The 20,227-nt window shown below is 27.5% G+C and carries 17 protein-coding genes; 1 reads left to right on the forward strand and 16 read right to left on the reverse strand.

Annotation, left to right across the window (positions count from 1 at the left end; genetic code table 11):
• Positions 1–48: 48 nt before the first annotated feature.
• From spoVE to ychF, 9 genes are all read right to left on the reverse strand, one after another.
• The gene (spoVE, locus tag H9660_RS00625; protein WP_191747467.1) at positions 49–1,167 is read right to left on the reverse strand and encodes a stage V sporulation protein E; all 1,119 of its coding nucleotides are present in this window, start codon (positions 1,165–1,167) and stop codon (positions 49–51) included.
• A gap of 21 nt (positions 1,168–1,188) precedes the next feature.
• Positions 1,189–2,163 carry a phospho-N-acetylmuramoyl-pentapeptide-transferase gene (gene mraY / locus H9660_RS00630; protein ID WP_191747469.1) on the reverse strand — a complete coding sequence of 325 codons (975 nt, stop codon included), beginning with the start codon at positions 2,161–2,163 and terminating at the stop codon, positions 1,189–1,191.
• Between the two features lie 35 nt (positions 2,164–2,198).
• Entirely contained in the window at positions 2,199–3,560 is a 1,362-nt protein-coding gene (locus tag H9660_RS00635) for a UDP-N-acetylmuramoyl-tripeptide--D-alanyl-D-alanine ligase (protein WP_191747471.1), read from the reverse strand.
• Positions 3,561–3,571: 11 nt separating this feature from the next.
• On the reverse strand, positions 3,572–5,026 hold the full coding sequence (locus tag H9660_RS00640) for a UDP-N-acetylmuramoyl-L-alanyl-D-glutamate--2,6-diaminopimelate ligase (protein ID WP_191747473.1): 1,455 nt from the start codon (positions 5,024–5,026) through the stop codon (positions 3,572–3,574).
• A gap of 99 nt (positions 5,027–5,125) precedes the next feature.
• Positions 5,126–7,321, reverse strand: a complete 2,196-nt coding sequence (locus H9660_RS00645) for a stage V sporulation protein D (RefSeq protein WP_191747482.1) — start codon at positions 7,319–7,321, stop codon at positions 5,126–5,128.
• 84 nt (positions 7,322–7,405) lie between these two features.
• Entirely contained in the window at positions 7,406–7,843 is a 438-nt protein-coding gene (locus tag H9660_RS00650; RefSeq protein ID WP_191747484.1) for a cell division protein FtsL, read from the reverse strand.
• A 35-nt stretch (positions 7,844–7,878) separates the two neighbouring features.
• Entirely contained in the window at positions 7,879–8,811 is a 933-nt protein-coding gene (rsmH, locus tag H9660_RS00655) for a 16S rRNA (cytosine(1402)-N(4))-methyltransferase RsmH (protein WP_191747486.1), read from the reverse strand.
• Between the two features lie 11 nt (positions 8,812–8,822).
• The gene (gene mraZ, locus H9660_RS00660; RefSeq protein ID WP_191747487.1) at positions 8,823–9,251 is read right to left on the reverse strand and encodes a division/cell wall cluster transcriptional repressor MraZ; all 429 of its coding nucleotides are present in this window, start codon (positions 9,249–9,251) and stop codon (positions 8,823–8,825) included.
• Between the two features lie 235 nt (positions 9,252–9,486).
• The gene (gene ychF, locus H9660_RS00665) at positions 9,487–10,584 is read right to left on the reverse strand and encodes a redox-regulated ATPase YchF (RefSeq protein WP_191747489.1); all 1,098 of its coding nucleotides are present in this window, start codon (positions 10,582–10,584) and stop codon (positions 9,487–9,489) included.
• A gap of 186 nt (positions 10,585–10,770) precedes the next feature.
• Here ychF and pdaA point away from each other — a divergent pair, with 186 nt between their 5' ends.
• The gene (gene pdaA, locus H9660_RS00670) at positions 10,771–11,523 is read left to right on the forward strand and encodes a delta-lactam-biosynthetic de-N-acetylase (RefSeq protein WP_423738997.1); all 753 of its coding nucleotides are present in this window, start codon (positions 10,771–10,773) and stop codon (positions 11,521–11,523) included.
• An 11-nt stretch (positions 11,524–11,534) separates the two neighbouring features.
• Here pdaA and H9660_RS00675 read toward each other — a convergent pair whose 3' ends face one another.
• The 7 genes from H9660_RS00675 to H9660_RS00705 form a co-directional block, all read right to left on the reverse strand.
• Positions 11,535–12,191, reverse strand: coding sequence for a cyclodeaminase/cyclohydrolase family protein (locus H9660_RS00675; protein ID WP_191747491.1), 657 nt, complete (start codon positions 12,189–12,191; stop codon positions 11,535–11,537).
• Between the two features lies 1 nt (position 12,192).
• Positions 12,193–13,341: a glycosyltransferase gene (locus H9660_RS00680; RefSeq protein WP_191747492.1), complete on the reverse strand. Its 1,149-nt coding sequence runs from the start codon at positions 13,339–13,341 to the stop codon at positions 12,193–12,195.
• A gap of 1 nt (position 13,342) precedes the next feature.
• The gene (locus H9660_RS00685; protein WP_191747494.1) at positions 13,343–14,623 is read right to left on the reverse strand and encodes a glycosyltransferase family protein; all 1,281 of its coding nucleotides are present in this window, start codon (positions 14,621–14,623) and stop codon (positions 13,343–13,345) included.
• On the reverse strand, positions 14,624–16,159 hold the full coding sequence (gene murJ / locus H9660_RS00690) for a murein biosynthesis integral membrane protein MurJ (protein ID WP_191747496.1): 1,536 nt from the start codon (positions 16,157–16,159) through the stop codon (positions 14,624–14,626).
• Between the two features lie 3 nt (positions 16,160–16,162).
• Entirely contained in the window at positions 16,163–16,885 is a 723-nt protein-coding gene (locus H9660_RS00695; RefSeq protein ID WP_191747498.1) for a WecB/TagA/CpsF family glycosyltransferase, read from the reverse strand.
• 179 nt (positions 16,886–17,064) lie between these two features.
• Positions 17,065–18,153: a tetratricopeptide repeat protein gene (locus H9660_RS00700; RefSeq protein WP_191747500.1), complete on the reverse strand. Its 1,089-nt coding sequence runs from the start codon at positions 18,151–18,153 to the stop codon at positions 17,065–17,067.
• 310 nt (positions 18,154–18,463) lie between these two features.
• On the reverse strand, positions 18,464–20,191 hold the full coding sequence (locus H9660_RS00705; RefSeq protein WP_191747502.1) for a phospho-sugar mutase: 1,728 nt from the start codon (positions 20,189–20,191) through the stop codon (positions 18,464–18,466).
• Positions 20,192–20,227 lie beyond the last annotated feature (36 nt).

Genomic DNA, 20,227 nt, shown 5'->3' on the forward strand with positions numbered 1-20,227 from the left:
GTAAATAAAAAAAGAGCTAATTTAAAATACTTAAACTAGCTCTTTTAACTATACTTCTTTTCCTTTAACCTGCCTTGATATGTTTAAAATAATTCCCATAGCCATCATATTTATTACTAAGGATGTTCCTCCATAACTTATAAACGGCATAGGAACTCCAGTTACAGGCATTGAACCTGTTACAACAGCAATATTTATAATTGCTTGAACTGCAATAATTGATGTTATTCCAATAGCAAGTAAAGTGCCATAACTATCCTTTGCATTAATTGCCACTTTTATTCCACGCCAAACAAAAAAGACAAATAATGAAACTATAAATAAACATCCAATTAAACCAAGCTCTTCACCAATTATTGAAAAAATAAAATCATTATGTGGCTCAGGCATGTATAAAGTTTTTTGTCTTGATTGACCAAGACCTAGTCCCGTTACTCCTCCTGCTCCTAATGCATAAAAAGATTGAATTAATTGATATCCATCTCCGGCTGGATCCTGCCATGGATTTAAGAAATTAAGCATTCTTGCTCTTCTATAATCTTCACCAAAAATAAATATCATTACAGCTACTAGTAAAACCGGTGCAACCTTGCCAAATAAATCTTGTAATCTTCCACCAGATACAAAAAGCATGATAAATGTAACAATCATTATAATAGCTGCTATACTTAAATTTTTCTCTGCTAAAATCATAGCTGCAAAAAAACCTGATACTCCTAAATAAGGAACTATACCCGTTAAAAATTTCTTCACCCCATCACCTTTAGCATCTAAGCTCATTGCTAAAAACATAACTACAGCATACTTAGTAAGCTCAGATGGTTGAAATGATAAAGGTCCTAGTTGTATCCATCTTTTAGCACCATTTACTGCTGGAAAGAAAAATACAGCTATTAGCAAAGGAACAGTTGTGATTAAAATATGAGGAGTAATTTTTTTTATTTTATGATAGTCAAAGCTAGATATAACAACCATACCAATTAATCCTGTTATTGCCCAAATTAATTGTTTTTTTAAATACATCATACTATCGCCCTCTTTAAACATTGCATAGTATGAGCTAGCTGAATAAATCATAATTACTCCTATAGCTAGCAAAATAATAACAGCATAGAAAATACCATAGTCCATTTCACCCATTCTATTTTTTTGTTTTGCTGTTCTCATAAAAACTCCTCCAATCAATGATTAAAGGGCTAAAAATCCTATAAAGCATAGCACTACAGTAATAACTGCAAAAATTGTTACTATCTTTGTCTCACTCCATCCTTCTTGTTCAAAATGATGATGTATTGGTGCCATTTTAAATAATCTTTTACCTCTTAACTTATATGATGAAACTTGTAAAATAACTGATAAAGTTTCAATAACATATATTCCACCTACTATTACTAGAATAAGTGGCATTTCTAATATTAATGCAATAGTTGCTATAGCACCACCTATTGCTAAAGATCCTGTATCTCCCATAAATACCTTTGCTGGATATGCATTAAACTTTAAGAAACCTAGTAATCCACCTGCTAAAACTAATGAGAAAACTGCTAATGATTCGTATCCCATAATAAAAGCTTCAACACCAAAGAAAGTTAAAACTAATACACTTACAGTAGCTGCTAAACCATCTAATCCATCCGTTAAATTAACAGCATTAGTAGCTCCTGCATAATATACTATAACAAATGGTACATATAAAATACCTAATGGTATTTTAGTTCCTAAAAATGGTATCTTTAAACTAGGCTCTAAATAGAAATATCCATAAACCGCAATTATAGTTGAAAAGATAAGTAGTAACAACATTTTTTGCCAAGCTTTTAAACCTTCATTTTCCTTTTTGATAATTTTTAATATATCATCTAAAAATCCAATAAATCCAAAAGCTAATAATGAATATAGTGCAATCATTCCCTCTTCTGTAGGATTGAATCTCATAACCAACATAACTATTAAGCTTGAAACTATAAAAATCAACCCACCAATAGTTGGAGTTCCTGCTTTTTTTAGATGGCTCTGAGGCCCTTCTTTTCTAATATTTTGACCAAATTTCAATTTTGTTAGCATAGGTATTATTATAGGTCCTAATATAATTGAAATTATAAAAGATAATACTAATCCTATTGCTACTTTTGATGTTATAATGTCTATTAATTTATCCCCCATTATTTCTGCCTAAATTAGGCAGGTCACCTCCTTTGTTATATTTCAGCCTCTTCTAATGAATTTACTATTTCTTCAAACTTCATACCTCTTGAAGCTTTAACTAAAATTACATCATTTTCTTTAATAACGTTCTTTAAATTATCTAAAAATTCTTCCTTGTTACTAAAAGTAATTATATTATCTTGTTTAAATCCATTCTTATAACAATCTTTATAATCACCTATAGCTACTAGTAATTCTACCTTTTCTTTTGCATAACACCCAACTTCAGTATGTGCATTTATTGCTTCATCACCAAGTTCATTCATAGTTCCAAGTATAGCTACTTTTCTTCCATTTTTATAAGTATTTAAAACCTCAATAGAAGATTTCATTGAATCAGGACTAGCATTATAGCAATCATTTATTATAGTAATTTTATCTTTTTTAATTACTTCTAATCTCATTGAAGTAGCTTCTAAATTATTTATTCCTCTTTCCATTTCTTCAAAAGAAACATTTAGTTTTTTTGCTACTCCTATTGCTAGCATAGAATTTAAAACATTATGCTTTCCAGCCATAGGTATATTAAATATATAATCCTGATTATTATCCTTAACTGAGAAGGTTGTATTATCTTCCTTTAGTATAATATTAAAAGCATGAACATCATATTCATGATTATAGCCAATTCTTAAAATTTCAAAACATTTATTATTTATTTTTAATAAATTTTCATCCTCACCATTTAATATTAATGTATTCTTTTCATCAAAATAATTAAAAATCTCACTTTTAGCTTTTAATATATTTTCTTGAGTCTTTAAATTTTCTATATGAGATAAACCTATATTAGTTATTACTGCTATATCAGGTCTAGCGCACTCTGCTAGTACATCTATTTCCCCAAGATTACTCATTCCCATTTCTAAAACAGCAACATCATAGCTACTATCTAGTTCTAATATCATAAGAGGAAGTCCTATTTGGTTATTAAAATTTCCTTTTGTTTTAAAAACTTTATATTTTTCACTTAAAAAAGCAGCTATTAAATCTTTTGTAGATGTTTTACCACAAGAACCAGTTACTCCAACTACTTTTAATCCAAGTTTTTTTCTATAAAACTTGGCTAAATCTAATAAAGCTTTTTCTGAATTTTCAACTTTAATTACCGTTCCAAGCCCTTCACAATCTTTAATATCAAATAAAATTTCATCTACTATTGCAATAGAAGCTCCTTTTGAAAAAGCCTCTATTACAAATTTGTTTCCATTAAACCTTTCTCCATTAATAGCTAAGTATATATTATCCTTTTGTATTTTCCTTGTATCTATACAAATATTATTAAATTCACTTTTTTTCTCTATTATTATTTCCCCAGAAGTAGCTTCTAGTATTTCAATTAAAGATAATTCCACTTTATCCACCTCTATTTTTTTCTTTTATCAGCTAAAATTTCATCTACAACTTCTCTTTCATCAAAATGAATAACACCTTCATTTGTTATTTGATAATTTTCATGTCCCTTTCCAGCAAGAACTACTACGTCTCCCTCTTCAGCCATATTTAATGCAAGTTTTATAGCTTCAGCTCTATTTTCTATAGCAATATAATTTGACTTACTTATACCTGATAATATTTCCTTTATAATAGCCATTGGATCTTCTTCTCTTGGATTATCTGAAGTTATAACAGCTAAATCAGCAAGTTCAGTTCCAATTCTACCAAGTTCAGAACGCTTTACCTTATCTCTGTCTCCACCACAACCATATACTGCTATTAATCTATTTTTTGTATAATCCTTTAGAGTCTCTAATATATTCTTTAATCCATCAGGTGTATGAGCAAAGTCAATTATTATATCATATGGAATATCATATTTATATCCTATTCTTTCACATCTTCCTGGAACAACTACATCAAGAAGGCCTTTTTTAACAAACTCATTGTCAATATCTAGTAAATTCATTGCACCAATTGCCCCTAACGCATTATATACATTATATTCTCCTGGTAAAACTGAATTATAATTATCCCCATTTACTTTAAAATGAATATCTCCTTCTTTTAACATTACCTCTGATGCTTTAAAGTCACTTTCATCTTTAATCGAGTACGTTTTAACTTCTTTATTTCCTATACTTTCAATATCTCTTACAATTCTATAGCCATAGTCATCATCTATATTGATAACGCATGCCTTACTTCTTTCAAATAGTTTAAATTTAGCATTATAATAATTTTCAAATGATTTATGGAAATCTAGATGATCTCTTGTTAAATTTGTAAAAATTCCCACTTCAAACTCACATCCATAAACTCTATCTAAATACAAGGAATGAGATGAAACTTCCATAACACAATACTCACAATTAGCATCAACCATATCCTTAAATAATTTTTGAAGTTCTAAAGATTCTGGAGTAGTTCTTTCTGATTTGACTTTTAAATCTCCAATATAATTAGCAATAGTTCCTACTAATCCTACTTTTTTACCTGCTTTTTCTAGCATAGATTTTAATAAATAAACAGTAGTTGTTTTCCCATTAGTTCCTGTAACACCTATTAATTTCAATTTTTCAGCTGGATGACCATAGTAATTGGCTGACATAGTTGCTAAAGCTTTTCTTCCTTCTCTAACTAATACAACTGTTATATCTTCATTAGTTATATTTATATCTTTTTCACATAATATAACTTTAGCCCCAGCTTCTATTGCCTTTGTAGCATAATTATGTCCATCAACCTCAAAGCCTGTAAGACAAACAAAAATATCACCTTCACCTATTTTTCTACTATCATATTGTATATGACTTACATCAATATCTAAATTTCCATTTAAAACTTCATAGTTTACTCCATTTAACAAATCTAATAACTTCATTTTACCATCTCCTTAATATTCTAAGCGAATTCCCTATGTCTTTTGTATATAAATTTAGCATGTGAGTGTCCCACATGCTAATGTAAAGGGATATTCTAATTAATCTCCATATTCTTCATCTAATACTAGCTTAACATTGGTACCCTTACTTATTAATTCACCCTTAGGAATACTTTGTTTAATTATACAACCTTCTCCTTCATAAGTAAAAATAATTTCTAAGTCATTTAATATTTTAGTAGCTGACTCTAAAGAGTACCCCCTTAAATCAGGCATAACAACATTTTTATTATAAGACTCAATTTCTCCTGTGTCTATATTAATCTTAGAATTTTCTTTAACAGTATAGCCTGGATAAGGTTTTACATCTGTTATTATAGACCCATTTCCATTAATATTATACTCTAAATTATATTCTTTTAGTATTTTTTTCCCTTCACTTATTGAAAGCCCTCTAATTTCAGGAACAACTATATCTTTAGTAATACTTTCAATATCATCTTTTGGCATATCCTCACTCATATAATTAAATATATCTGTAAATAATATATTAGCTAAAGGCGCTACTATTTGTCCTGCATAGTAAGTCCCTGTACCTGGTTCATCTATTGATATGAACACAGTAACCTGTGGATTATCAGCTGGTGCAAAACCTGCTAAAGATGAAATATATTTTCCTGCTTCATATCCTCCACCATTTGGATTTACTTTTTGAGCAGTTCCAGTTTTAGCACCTATATGATATCCTTCAACATAAGCTTTACTAGATCCACCATAAGATACTGTTCGTTCTAGATAATCTCTTAATATCTCAGTATTACTTTCACTTAAAACCTCTGTAATTTTAGGCTCAAAAGCTTCATCTACAACTAATTCACCATTTTCATTTGTTGATGTGATTTCTTTCATTATATGAGGTTGAATTAACTTTCCCCCATTTACAATACTATTAAATGCCGCCATATATTGTACTGCATTTACAGTGTTAGTTTGCCCAAATGAAATTGTAGCTAAATCCGCTTCAGTTATATCTTCCGTCTTTTTTATTATCCCTTTAGCTTCTCCTGGTAAATCTATTCCACTTACTTTTCCAAAACCTAACTTTTTAATATATTCATTTAAGCCTTCTCTGCCTATCCTCTTACCTATTTCCATAAAACCTACATTACAAGAGTTTTGTAATATTTCAGGTAATGTTAGTGTACCATGCCCAGATCGTTTCCAACATTTAATTGTATGTGGTCCTATTTTCAAACTACCATTACAATTGAAAGTATCAGTTTCTTTTACTAATCCTTCTTCTAAGTTACCTATCATTGTTACAACCTTAAAAATTGATCCTGGTTCAAAGGTATCATTGACCAAATGATTTCTCCACATTTTTTGAACCTTTTCAGCCAAATTAGCCCCTTCGTACTCCTCAGCACCTGAATATGGAGTATTAGGATCAAAATCTGGTTTATTTACCATAGCTAAAATTTCCCCATTATTAGGATTCATTATTATTATAGAAACTTGTTTAGCTTCATTATCTTTGTATCCTTTTTCAGCTACCTTTTCTGCAAAAGCTTGTAAGTTTGAATCTATAGTCAAAATAACATCTTTTCCATTAACAGGTGCAGTAAACTTTGAAATAGTATAAGGAAGTTCGTCATTATACTTACTAAGTTCTGATATTCTAAGCCCTGGAGTCCCTGATAAATATTTATTATATTCTAATTCAACTCCTGTTAATCCTTGTCCATCTATATTAGTACTTCCTAATACATGCGCTAAAAAATTACCACTTGGATAATATCTTTTTGTATCTGGGGATACTATAACTCCAGGAATATTTAACTCTTTTACTTTATCAGCTAGTTCTTTTTCAATTCTTCTAATTAAAATAGCAGCTCCAGCATCTGCACCACTAGGAAGTTTAGTATTTAACTTATCTAAAACCTTTTTTTCATCTAAACTTAAAGCTTCTGCTATTTTAGGAGCAATATCATTGTTAGTTAAATTTTCTTTTCTTAAGTGAGCTCTTATAGAATTTAAATCAAAGTCAATTCTATAAACATTAGCTGATATAGCTAGCTCTACTCCATTTCTATCAAGAATTCTTCCTCTTCTTGCGTCTATCTTAACCTCACTTGTCCATTGTTCTTCAGCTTTCGCTGAATATTCTTCCCTTTTAACTATCATTATGTAAGATAACCTAATTGCTAAAAGAGCAAATAAACATACTAATGTTGTAAGCGCTAATGATATTCTTTTTTTCATTAGCGCTTTATCTCTATAATTCCTTTTATTCACATCAATGCCTCCATGTAATTATTTAAAAACATGCAGAGTAAAAAATACTCTTTATCTGGCAAGTGTACTATTTTATTACTTATGTTACTCTCTAATATTTTCAAAAAAATCTTTTGTTATATTAACAGTAATGGTATCAGATTGCTTTGGCATTATCATACCATTATTGCTAGCAATTTCTTTTATTTCTCCTAAAGAAGAATATCTTAATAAATTTGCTCTTAATGCTTCACCTTCTGCAGTTACATTTTTAATTTCTTTTTTTACATTTATTAGATCATTTTGCATTTTATATACTTTTCCATCTCTTCCTATAGTTAAAACCCCTAAAACTAAAGCAATAGATGCTACTTGTAGAATATTCTTAACTACAGCTTTTTTAGCATTTCTTTCTCTTCTTTGTTGCTCTCTTCTTTTTCTTTCTAGATTTTCTCTTTCTTCTCTTCTTTTTACTTCATCATATTTTCTTTTTGGATTTAAAGCTGTATTGCCTCTTATATAATCATATTCTTTATTAACCATTTTATTACTTCCCCCATATTAATTTAATAGTTTTTTTAAAGCTTCTCAATTACTCTCAGTTTAGCACTTCTACTTCTTGGATTCATTTCAACTTCCTCTTTTGACGGATCTATTGCTTTTCTAGTAATAACCTTAACCTTAGCTTTTCCTCCACAAACACATATAGGGAATCCTTTAGGACAAGTACATGCAGTTGCTAATTCTTTAAATTTAAGCTTTACTATTCTATCTTCTAATGAATGGAAGGTTATTATAGCCATTCTTCCACCCTTATTTAATCTATTAACTCCATCTTCAATGGCTTTATTTAATATTGATAACTCACTATTTACCTCTATTCTAATAGCTTGAAATGTTCTTTTAGCTGGATGAGGCCCTTCTCTTCTAGCTTTTGCTGGAATAGCATTTTTAATAATTTCAACTAATTCTAGAGTAGTTTCTATTGGTTTTACTTCTCTATTTTCGACTATAAATCTAGCTATTCTCTTAGCAAATTTTTCTTCTCCATAATCCCTAATTATCCTATATATTTCTTCTTCATCATACTCATTTACAACTTCATAAGCTGATAAAGGATTTTCTCTATTCATTCTCATATCTAAAGGTGCATCTTGCATATAACTAAATCCTCTATCTCCAGTATCTAATTGATATGAGGAAACCCCTAAATCCATTAGCATTCCATCTATCTTTTCAATCTCTAAATTATTTAAGATAGAATCTATATTATAAAAATTACTATGAACATATTTTACATTTTCGTAATTATGTAATCTTAGTCCAGCAGCCTTTAATGCATCCTTATCTTGGTCTATACCTATTAATAGTCCATTCTTCGATAAATTTTTAAGAATTTCCGAAGAATGTCCTCCTCCACCTAAGGTACCATCTACGTATATTCCATCTTCTTTAATATTCAATCCCTCTATACACTCATTTAAAAGTACAGATACATGTTTAAATTCCATAATAATTCTCCTTATATTCCTAAATCACTCATTTTTTCTGCAATGGAGTCAAAATCTATATCCGATTCATTGTATTCTTCCCACTTTTCTTTGCTCCAAATTTCAACTCTTGTTAATACTCCTATACTTACTATTTCCTTTTCCATACCTGCATATTCTTTTAAGTTCTGAGGAATTAAACCTCTTCCTTGTTTATCAATTTCAACTTCACAAGCACCTGAAAAAAAGAATCTAACAAATGCTCTTGCATCTCTATTAGTAAGTGGTAATGATTTTAGCTTCACTTCTAAAGCCTTCCATTCTTCCATAGGATAAGCATAAAGACATCCATCAAGCCCCTTAGTAATAACAAATTTATTACCTAAGCCTTCTCTTAGTTTTGACGGAACTATCATTCTATTTTTCGCATCTATAGCATGCTGATATTCTCCAATAAACATCTTTAACCCTACCTTAAAATGAATTCTCCACCACTTTCAACCACTTTAAACCACTTTATATTATTATTTTATAATTTTTCTATAAATACTTCAAGGTTTATTTCAAAATTTGGTATTATTTATTTAAAAATTTGAGAAGGATATTAGTTTTGTTTAAACTTTATTTAAAATTATCAAAAAACTTCTTACTCTAAAAATGCAAAAAAAAAGATTGGTGTAATACCAATCTTAAAAACTATACATTAAATCTAAAGTTAACTACATCTCCATCTTTCATGACATAGTCTTTTCCTTCTAATCTGTAAAGACCTTTCTCCTTAGCTTGAGATTCTGATCCACATTCTACTAAAGCATCATATGATACAATTTCAGCTCTTATAAATCCTCTTTCTATATCTGAATGTATTTTTCCTGCCGCTTGAGGTGCTTTTGTTCCTTCTTTTATAGTCCATGCTCTTACTTCTTGAACTCCAGCTGTTAAATAGCTAATTAATCCAAGTAATCTATAACTTGCTCTTATAAGCTTATCTAAGCCTGATTCTGTTAATCCATATTCACTTAACATTTCAAGTTTTTCTTCATCTTCTAATCCTGATAATTCTTCTTCAAGCTTAGCACACACTACAACTACTCCTGAGTTTTCACTTTCTGCATACGCTTTAACCTTTTGAACATATTCATTATTTGTATTACCTTCCATCATATCATCTTCTGATATATTACAAGCATATAAAACTGGTTTTGAAGTTATTAAGAATAATCCCTTTATAATTTCTTCTTCTTCTTCAGTAACCTCTAATGTTCTTATTGGTAAATTTTGTTCTAAGTGAGCTTTAACTTTTTCCATTAAAGCATATTCTTCTTTTGCTTTTTTATCTCCTGATCTAACTTGTTTAAGTGATCTTTCCATTCTTCTTTCAAGAACTTCTAAATCTGCAAAAATAAGTTCTAAGTTTATTGTTTCTATATCTCTAATAGGATCTACAGAACCCTCAACGTGCACTACATTTCCATCATCAAAACATCTAACAACATGTACTATTGCTGATACTTCTCTTATATGAGATAAAAATTTATTACCTAAGCCTTCACCTTTTGAAGCACCCTTAACTAAACCAGCTATATCATAAAACTCAACTGCAGTATATACTTTCTTTTTTGTATTATACATTTTTTCTAAAACATCTAATCTCTTATCTGGTACGCTAACTACTCCTACATTGGGTTCTATAGTGCAAAAAGGGTAGTTTGCCGATTCTGCTCCTGCTTTTGTTATTGCATTAAATAAAGTACTTTTACCAACATTAGGTAAACCAACTATTCCTAAATTCATCTATGTACATTCCTTTCATATCTTATTCACATTATTACATCTTTAAAATTATACTCTACTATAAAAATTATTTCAATATATAAAGATTTATAGATAATTTCATTGTATTTCCAGAGTAAAAGATATATTTTAGATAAAAATATCTATAAGGAGGCGATTTCTTTGAAAATTTCAAAAAAGATCACTATTTTATTGATAACTTTATTTTCTATATTAAATTTATCTACAAACCAAGCAATAGCATCTGATGATTTAGAATTAAACTGGTATTTTGTAAAAAGAGAAAATGAAAAAATTCCCGAACCACCTAAGGAATCAGTGGACTTTTTTTCTAACTACTCAGCTTATTATGTAGGTGATACAAATTCAAAAGTTCTTTATTTAACTTTTGATCAAGGATATGAAAATGGCAATACACCTAAAATTTTAGATACATTAAAAGAGGAAAATGTTCCTGCTGCATTTTTCGTTGTAAAACCTTATATAAAACAAGAAGCTGATATTGTTAAAAGAATGGTTAACGAAGGACATTTAGTGTGTAATCATTCATCTCATCATCCTTCTATGGCATCTATAAAAGATAGTACTAAATTTAATTTAGAATTTACAGAAGTAGAAGATGAATTTAAAAATTTAATTGGAGAAGACATTCCTAAATTCTTTAGACCTCCAATGGGTAAGTATTCAAAAAACTCATTAAAAAGAACTCAAGATTTAGGTTATAAAACAATATTTTGGAGCTTTGCATATAAAGATTGGTTAGTTGATAATCAACCAGACGAAAGAACAGCCATAAAAAAAATATTAAACGGAGCTCATCCTGGTGCAATTATCTTATTACATTCAGTATCTGATACTAACACAAAAATTCTTAGAGAAGTTATTAAAGAATTAAAAAATCAAGGTTATGAATTTAAATCCCTAAAAGATTTACCCTAAAAAAGTCTCTATTAGAGACTTTTTTTAGGGTAAATAATATTATTAATTTCACTCATTAAATTAGATTTTTTTATATAAGATTCATTTAATAAACTACTACATTTATCTTCTATTTCCTTTGCAAAACTTTCATTTCTTAAGGAATTTAAATTCACTTTCACATTTATAATTGCACTTTCTATTGCTGAATTTAACAAAATAGTTGCTACCCCTGCATCAGAAATTAAATTTTTATTTCCGAATTTAACAGCAAACTCAATATTATCATAAAATTTTATACATTCCTCAGCTAAATTTAATGGAGTCTTCATTGCATTTATAGTATTTTCCTTAATTTTTTCTTTTCTATATTTGATTTCTTCTTCAGTATCTTTTGATAGCTTATAAGAACTCATTAATTCCAAGAAATCTTCTCTATCCTTTTCCATAAATTCCTTAGAAATTTCAATAAACTTCCTAGCTTCATTTTGTAAAGAAATCATCTTTTTCTTTTCTTCTTCATTTAAAATCTCATAAGCTTTTTTATCTATAGTTAATGAATAAACCATTGAATTCAATCCTCCAGCTAGAGCAGAAACTAAAGCAGCCGTACTACCTCCACCAGGAGAAGGTGCATCAGATGATAATTCAACTAAAAAATCATTTATTTTATATTCTTTAAATAGCATTTTATTTCCTTTCTATTAACACTTCATTGTATACTTCTAGTATCTCATCTATTATTTTTTTCTTAGAAAATCTTTCTATACATTCACTTCTTATTTTATCAGAATTATAGGATTTTATATTCTCTTTTATATTTTTCATTGCAATACCTAAAGCATCAACATCATTAACTTTAACTATCAAACCATTATTTTTATTTATTATATCTTCTGCTCCTCCATTAAAAGCCCCTATAATAGGTTTTCCTGAAGCTAAAGCTTCAATATATACAACACCAAAAGTCTCATATTTAGAAGGAAGTACAAATAAATCACATAAACTCATATATTTAGCTACTTCTTCTCTAGATAATCTTCCCAAAAATTCAACTTGGCTTTCAATTTCAAGCTCTTTAGTTAAATTAATCAAAAAAGATTTTTGACTTCCATCTCCTCCTATTAAAAGTCTTGTTTTACTATTCTTAAAATATTTAGAAAAGGCTTTTAACAAAATATCAAATCCTTTTTCTCCTTCTAAAAAAGCCAAAGAGAAAAATGTAAATTTAGAATTTTTATTATTAGAAATATAAAAATTTTCTACAGGTATTAAGTTATGTATTACTTTTATATCTCTTCTCCCTGTAATCTCTTGAATTTCCTTTTTCAAACCATTACCAACTGATATTAAAGTATCTGCTGATAAATAAGATTCTTTAATATATGGTTTATAACTATCTTTAATATATATAGCTGTCTTTAAAGAAGAGTGTTCAGTGATTATTAATGGAATACCATATTTCTTAGCAATATATGCTGCACTTATACCAGCCCAAAAAGAAGAATGGCAATGAATAATATCTACTTGCCCTTCTTTTTTCACTATTTCCTTATATAATTTTTCTAATCTCTTATTAAAAACATTAAACATTTTTGGGTTTTTAGGTAGAAAATTATAATTCTTATACCTATATGTTTTAAGCCCATCTTCTATTTCAAAGTTAATGCCTATTTTTTCTTTTACTCTAAAAAGTAATGTCAAAGGCCATACTTCATTATATGCAACTGTTATTTTCACTCCACTTTCCTGAAGAGCTAAAGCTTGCTCTTTAAAAAAACTTCCATGTACAGGATTTCTTTTATTGTGGTACCACGAAGGTATAAACATTACATGCATTTTAAGCCTCCCTTAAAATATTATCTAATTTTTTAGATATATTTTCCCACTCATATTCTTTTATTTCATTAGATATCTCACCATTTAATATTTTTACATATAATTCCTTTAACTCTTTTTTTATATCTTCTTCATCATTTTTAGTAACTTTACACTTTTCTAAATTACTAACTACATCAATTATAGGATCATTCTCATCACCTAAAACAACTAATATATAAGCAACACATCCAAAATAATCATATATTTTGGCAGGTATTTGTTTAGAATTTTTATTACCAAATAACAATAAAATATCAGCATTTACCATATAACCTAAGGCTTCATTATATGGTATTCTATTTGAAACTCTTACATTTTCAAGAGTTAATAATTCTTCTTTTATTTCTTCACTATCTATATTACCAAAAAACAATATATTTAATTTATTATATAATTCTATATTTTCTTTTTTTAATATATTAATAGCTCTGATAAAAGGTCTTATATCTCTAAGTTTTGAGAATATCTCTCCTGCATAAACTATATTTATTTTATTTATATCTATATATTGGGGAATATTTTTTTTCTTTATTTCATTATATACATTTTTATCATAACCTCTAGTTATAATAGCAGTATCCTCTATTTTTAAATTATAAGTTTTCATATAGTCATTTCTATTAGCTTTTGTTACAAAAATATGCTTATTAGCCAAATCAACAACCTTTTTCTCATAATGACCTTCAATTCTTTTTCTAATATAACTTGAACCTTCTCTTGTTGAATCTTTAAGCCAAGGATCACTCCAATAAGCTATCCACTTAAAATTTGAAAATCTTTTCTTTATTAAATATGCACAAATATGACTTGATGGAGGTTCATGCATAGAAAACATTACATCGAAATTTTCTTTTTTCATTAAATTTATTCCATACCTACTTGCTCTAAGGGCCCAATAAAAATACATATCTGGAATAGCAAATATTTTTTTTACTTTCTTAAGATAAATTTTAATCTTACCTTTTATAAAATTATTCTTTTCAATTTGCTTTACATTACTTTTCTTTGGCATTATTTTTTCAAAGACTTTTCCACCTGAAATTATATGAAGTTTAATATTTTTATCTAACATACTAAAAATATATTCATCATAATAAATTGAGTTTTGAGGAAAATTTACAGTTAACAAATGAATTTCATTGCCATTAATTTTTGCTAAATTATTTAAATATTGAAGCGTTTCAATTGACGCCGAATTATTTATTAATGGTGAATAACATGCAATAAATAAAATTTTCATTTATCTTTTCCTCCTATTAAACTTATTCAATATAATTTCTAGTCCTTCATTAAATTCTTCTATTCTTAAAACTTTACACATAATTAAATATATAAAAGCCCCTATAATTCCATCACACAAAACTTTCAAAATTGAATTATTAGTATCTATAAATCTATTTAATGTAATTAAAAAAATTATCATTATAAAAGAACTAAATAAAATCTTTATAATTTTAAATATAATATCTCTAAATTTGAAGTTTCCTATTAAATTTATTGTTGATTTAAGTAATAGCATAGCTATAACTATAGCTGAAATAGATGTTGCAATCGCTATACCTAATACTCCAAAATACTTTGACAAAGTGATACTTAAAATTATATTTACAACTACTCCAATAACTCCATTTAAAGTAGTTATTTTTGTCTTTTTCATTGAAAATAAAGATGAATTTAAAATATCTCTTACCCCTAAAAAAGGTAATTGAATAGAATATCCTAATAAAGCCATTGATGTTAACATAACAGCATTAGAGTTAAACTTTCCTCTTTCATATATTATTTTTATAATATCATCACTTAAAAATACTGTTCCAAATGTAATTGGTATTAAAAATAAACAAATTACAACTATTGATTTACTTAAATATTTTAAGAATCCATCTTTGTCACCTTTATTAAGTCTATTTGCCATTATAGGATAAATTACAGATACTAAAGAAGTTGTAATAGCTGTACTAACAAATTGAATTAATCTTTGTGAGTATTCTAAAGCAGCCATAGATCCAGTAATAAGATTCGATGCAACACTTTTATCAACAAGCATATTTATGGAGTTTGCTCCAGCTCCTATTATTACAGGTATTATTAAAATAAGCATAGTTTTTAGTTTTCTATCTTTTAAATTAATATGTAAATTAAGTCTATAGCCTTGTTTGTATAAAGAAGGAATTTGTATTAAAACTCTTATTAGGTTTCCTAAAACATTTGCAATAGCTAAACCGACAACTGTAACGTTTTTAAATAATAATAAGTATATAATTATAGGAATATTAAAAAATATACCTAACAGTGATGGTATTATAAAGTCTTCACAAACTTGTAGTATAGATAAAAAACAAGAATTTATACAAAGGAAAATTACATTAAATAATGTTATTCTTGTAAGAAAAATTGTTAACTCTATTTTATCACTTGAAAAATTAGGTACAAAAACATTAACTATTTCTTTGGTAAATATTAATCCTAAAATTGTAATTACTATTGAAATTAAAGATAAAATATTTATTACATTACTTGAAAACTTAAACATTTCTTCTTTATTTTTATTATGCCTAATTTCACTTAACATAGGTATAAAGGTTGTTGAAATTGCAAGACCAATGATCATAAATACTGATTCTGGTATTGCTACAGCTGCTACATAAATATCATATGTGCTTTCTACACCAAAATGAAAAGCTGCTAAAATATCTCTTCCAAACCCTATAACTCTACTTAAAATAGTCATAATCATGACTATAAATGTCGCTTTGAATACTTTGTTCCTACTCATAGTTTACCTTTTTCCCCTTATGACAAGTATTAAAAACTTTGGAATGCTACCTAATCTCTTTATTCTCCAAGGTTCTTTTAACACTCTATACATCCATTCTAAACCTAATTTTATCATCCAATTTGGAGCCCTATTTACTTTTTCTGCAATAACATCAAAACTCCCCCCAACTCCCATAAAAATTCTACACGGAAGCTCATTCATATATTTAACTATAAACTCTTCTTGTCTTGGGCACCCCATAGCTACAAATAATGCATATGGTTTTTTTTCTTTAATATCTTTTAAAATTTCATTTGAATTATCTATATCGAAATAACCATTTTTATATCCTAATATATTTATTTTAGGATAATTAGCTACTAAATTTGCAACACAAGCTTTTAAATTTTCATCTGTTGTTCCAATTAAATATATTCCTTTACTATCTTCAGAAGACTTTTTAATTAATTCTTTCATTAAATCTATACCTGCTATTTTTTCCTTTACAGGTGTTTTTAAATACCTTGCAGCTATTTGTATTCCTACTCCATCCGGTATTATAAGTGATTTTTGTGATGTAAAGTTATCAAAAAGCTTATTATTGTTTAATCCTGTATAAAGTACTTCTGGATTACCTGAAACTATATGAATTTTATCAAAATTATCTATATACTCAATAGCTTCATTTAAGCTTCTTCTAAATATTTTATATCCTAGTACATTAATAAAATTATTATCGCTCATTTTATCTCCTCAATAACATTTAAGTAAAATTATCCATACTTATGATACCATACTTATATATAGTAGCAAAGTCAGCTCGAATAAATTTAATATCTAAAATTTCACTAACAAATATAAAAATAAAAAATCCTTTAATAATTATAAAAATTGGAAGTCTAAAAACTTCCAATTTAGTCTACTTATTTATTTAACATTTTTTCTAAATCTTTAACTATTTCATCATCAGGATTTAGCTTTTTAGCTATTTCTAAATGTAACTTAGCTTCTTCATAATTATTTAAATTCATATAACACATTACTATATTTGTACAAATTTCTACTTCCTTTGTTGCTTCAAAAGCCTTTTTAAAGTATTTAATTGCACTTTCAAAATCATTTAAACAAGCATAATTTATGCCAATCTCTACTATTACTTCATATATTCCACTTTCTCTTTCAATACTTTCTTGTAAATAGTAAATTGCTTTTTCATAGTTTTCAAGCTTTCTATAAGCAACACCTAAGTAGTAATAAATTAAAGGATTTTTATCAAAAGTCTTAAGTAAATCCAATAACATTTTTATAGTTTTAACTGGATCATCATTTAAATGTTCTATCGCTATTTCATAACTTGATATATTATTAATATCATTAACTATAACATTAATTTCTTCTGTAATCTTTCCACCCTTATTAACAAACTCATTAATAGCTACTTTAGCAGCTTTATAATCTTCATCATCCTTTAATATTAATGCCTTATATAAATATATTTCAGGTATATTTAATATGTTTTCCTCGCAATATTCTATATCACTTAATAAAATTTCCTTAAAAGCACTATCTTTTTCCCTTATACTTTCTCCTACTAATAAAAGCTTTTTCATAACTTCAATATCTTTTGAAACCCTATAATATCCCTTTAAAAGCAAATATCCATCTATAAGATTTTCATCTTTTATTTTTTTAGATATTACACTCCTTATACAATTGTCAGTATCCTTTATATAAGATAATATAGTTTCATAATCATTATTAAATCTTAATTTTTCATCTGCTCCTATAGCTAGAAACATTCCTTCTATAAAATAAAATATTGGTAAATTCTTTATTTTTATTTCATCTTGAATATTTTTAGTTATATATTCAGAAGGTATTGGTAGGTATAAATCCTTATTGTCAAAAGAAACATAACTTGGAATACCAATACTCCTTTTAAATCCCTCTTTATCTATTTCTAAAAACAACAATTTACTTAGTTTTTCTTTAAAAGCTGCATTATAATCCAAATAGATTCCTCCCTTTCTTTAGCTTAAATAAATAATACTATATATTTAATAACCTTTCAAATATGATTTCATTTATATTTTTAAAAATGGTTTTACTAAAATTTAAATAATTAATATAAATATAAAATAGGAATTTAATTATATTATAAAATTAATTAATAAAAAAGAGATAAACATTATATTCCTTGCTCCGTCGCATGCGCTCCAAGTCACCGTCATACAATGTTTATCTCTTTGCAAACTGAAGGAATGAAATTATAAAAAAAGCTTATTTAGGCTACTAAAAATTGTCCCAAATAAGCTTTTTATACTAATTTAACTTCTTATTAACTAATTCAACAACCTCTGATTTAAATCTTTCTAACTTTTCTTCAGCATCTAATAATCCTGTTCCTTGTACTGCAACGTAAGCTTTCATTTTAGGTTCAGTTCCAGAAGGTCTAACTACAAACCAAGAACCATTATCTAATACGAATTTAAGTACATTGGATTTTGGAAGATTTATTTCCTTCTTATCTCCAGTAGCCACATTTTCTTCAACACTTAATTTATAATCATACTTCGTATTAACTTTTGCATCACTAATTTCATTAAGTTTTTCATTTCTTAAAGATTCTATACATTGTGCTATTTTTTCCGCACCTTCTTTTCCCTTTAATTCAAATGAAACTAATGCTTCTTTAAAATATCCATACTTCTCATATAAATCAATTAACCCATCATAAAGACTCTTACCATGTTCTTTATAATATAAGGTCATTTCTGCAATTAACATAGATGCAATTACAGCATCCTTATCTCTTACAAAATCTCCCGCTAAATAGCCATAACTTTCTTCAAATCCAAAAAGATAAGTTTTGCTATTATTTTTTTTAAACTCTTGAATTTTTTCACCAATATATTTAAATCCTGTTAAAACTTCTATAAGTTCAATATTATAATTTTTAGCTATATTTTTTGCTCCATCTGTAGTAACTATAGTTTTTATTATAGCTCCATTTTCAGGTAATCTATTTTCTTCCTTAAGGGCACTTAAAACATATTCAGTAAGTAATAATCCTGTTTGATTTCCAGTTAAAACTCTATATTCACCCTCGCTATCTTTAACAACAACTCCTATTCTATCGCAATCTGGATCTGTTGCAAATATAACATCTGGATTTTCTTCTTTAGCCATTTCTAAAGCCAATTTAAATACAGCTGGCTCTTCTGGATTTGGATATGATGCAGTTGGGAAATTACCATCTGGTAACTCTTGTTCTTTAACAACTGATACACCTGTATAACCAAGTTCTTTTAATATTCTTCTAACTGGCATATTTCCAGATCCATGTATTGGTGTATAAATAACTTTTAAATCCTTTGCTTTTTCCTCTACTAAATCTTTTCTAATAGTTAAAGATTTTACAGATTCTATATAAGCTTTATCTACATCTTCTCCAATATAAACTAATAAGTTATTTTTAATTGCTACCTCTTCTGAAATAGTTTTTATCATATCAAAGCTTTTTACATTGTTAACTTCATTAATTATTATATTGGCCTTTTCATCTGTTACTTGACCACCAAATTCATCGTAAACTTTGTATCCGTTATATTCCTTAGGATTATGAGAAGCCGTAACTACTATACCTCCATCACAATTTAAATGTCTAACAGCAAATGAAAGCATTGGAGTAGGTCTTAAACTTTCATACAAATAAACTTTTACATTATTCGCTGCAAGAGTTAAAGCTGCAGCTTTTGAAAATTCCTTTGACATATTTCTTGAGTCATAAGCAATTGCAACTGTTGGATTATCAAATCTATTATTTAAATAGTTTGCAAAACCTTGTGTCGCTTTTGATACTGTGTAAATATTCATTCTATTGCTACCAGCACCAATTATACCTCTAAGACCACCTGTCCCAAAATCAAGTTCCTTATAGAATCTATCTTCAATTTCCTTTTCATCTTCTATATTTCTTAATTCATCTTTCATTTCATTATCAATAATTTCAGATAATAACCACTCATTATATTTTTCCTTATATAACATCTTATACCTCCAAAAATTAATATCAGGTAATATTAT

Source organism: Clostridium gallinarum (genome assembly GCF_014836325.1).
Taxonomy (GTDB): domain Bacteria; phylum Bacillota; class Clostridia; order Clostridiales; family Clostridiaceae; genus Clostridium; species Clostridium gallinarum.

Coding starts and splice junctions, on each gene's coding strand:
- spoVE (WP_191747467.1), bottom strand. CDS start 1,167: ATGAGAACAGCAAAACAAAAAAATAGAATGGGTGAAATGGACTATGGT.
- mraY (WP_191747469.1), bottom strand. CDS start 2,163: ATGGGGGATAAATTAATAGACATTATAACATCAAAAGTAGCAATAGGA.
- H9660_RS00640 (WP_191747473.1), bottom strand. CDS start 5,026: ATGAAGTTATTAGATTTGTTAAATGGAGTAAACTATGAAGTTTTAAAT.
- H9660_RS00650 (WP_191747484.1), bottom strand. CDS start 7,843: ATGGTTAATAAAGAATATGATTATATAAGAGGCAATACAGCTTTAAAT.
- rsmH (WP_191747486.1), bottom strand. CDS start 8,811: ATGGAATTTAAACATGTATCTGTACTTTTAAATGAGTGTATAGAGGGA.
- mraZ (WP_191747487.1), bottom strand. CDS start 9,251: ATGTTTATTGGAGAATATCAGCATGCTATAGATGCGAAAAATAGAATG.
- ychF (WP_191747489.1), bottom strand. CDS start 10,584: ATGAATTTAGGAATAGTTGGTTTACCTAATGTTGGTAAAAGTACTTTA.
- H9660_RS00675 (WP_191747491.1), bottom strand. CDS start 12,191: ATGCTATTTAAAGAATATAAAATAAATGATTTTTTAGTTGAATTATCA.
- H9660_RS00680 (WP_191747492.1), bottom strand. CDS start 13,341: ATGCATGTAATGTTTATACCTTCGTGGTACCACAATAAAAGAAATCCT.
- H9660_RS00685 (WP_191747494.1), bottom strand. CDS start 14,623: ATGAAAATTTTATTTATTGCATGTTATTCACCATTAATAAATAATTCG.
- murJ (WP_191747496.1), bottom strand. CDS start 16,159: ATGAGTAGGAACAAAGTATTCAAAGCGACATTTATAGTCATGATTATG.
- H9660_RS00695 (WP_191747498.1), bottom strand. CDS start 16,885: ATGAGCGATAATAATTTTATTAATGTACTAGGATATAAAATATTTAGA.
- H9660_RS00705 (WP_191747502.1), bottom strand. CDS start 20,191: ATGTTATATAAGGAAAAATATAATGAGTGGTTATTATCTGAAATTATT.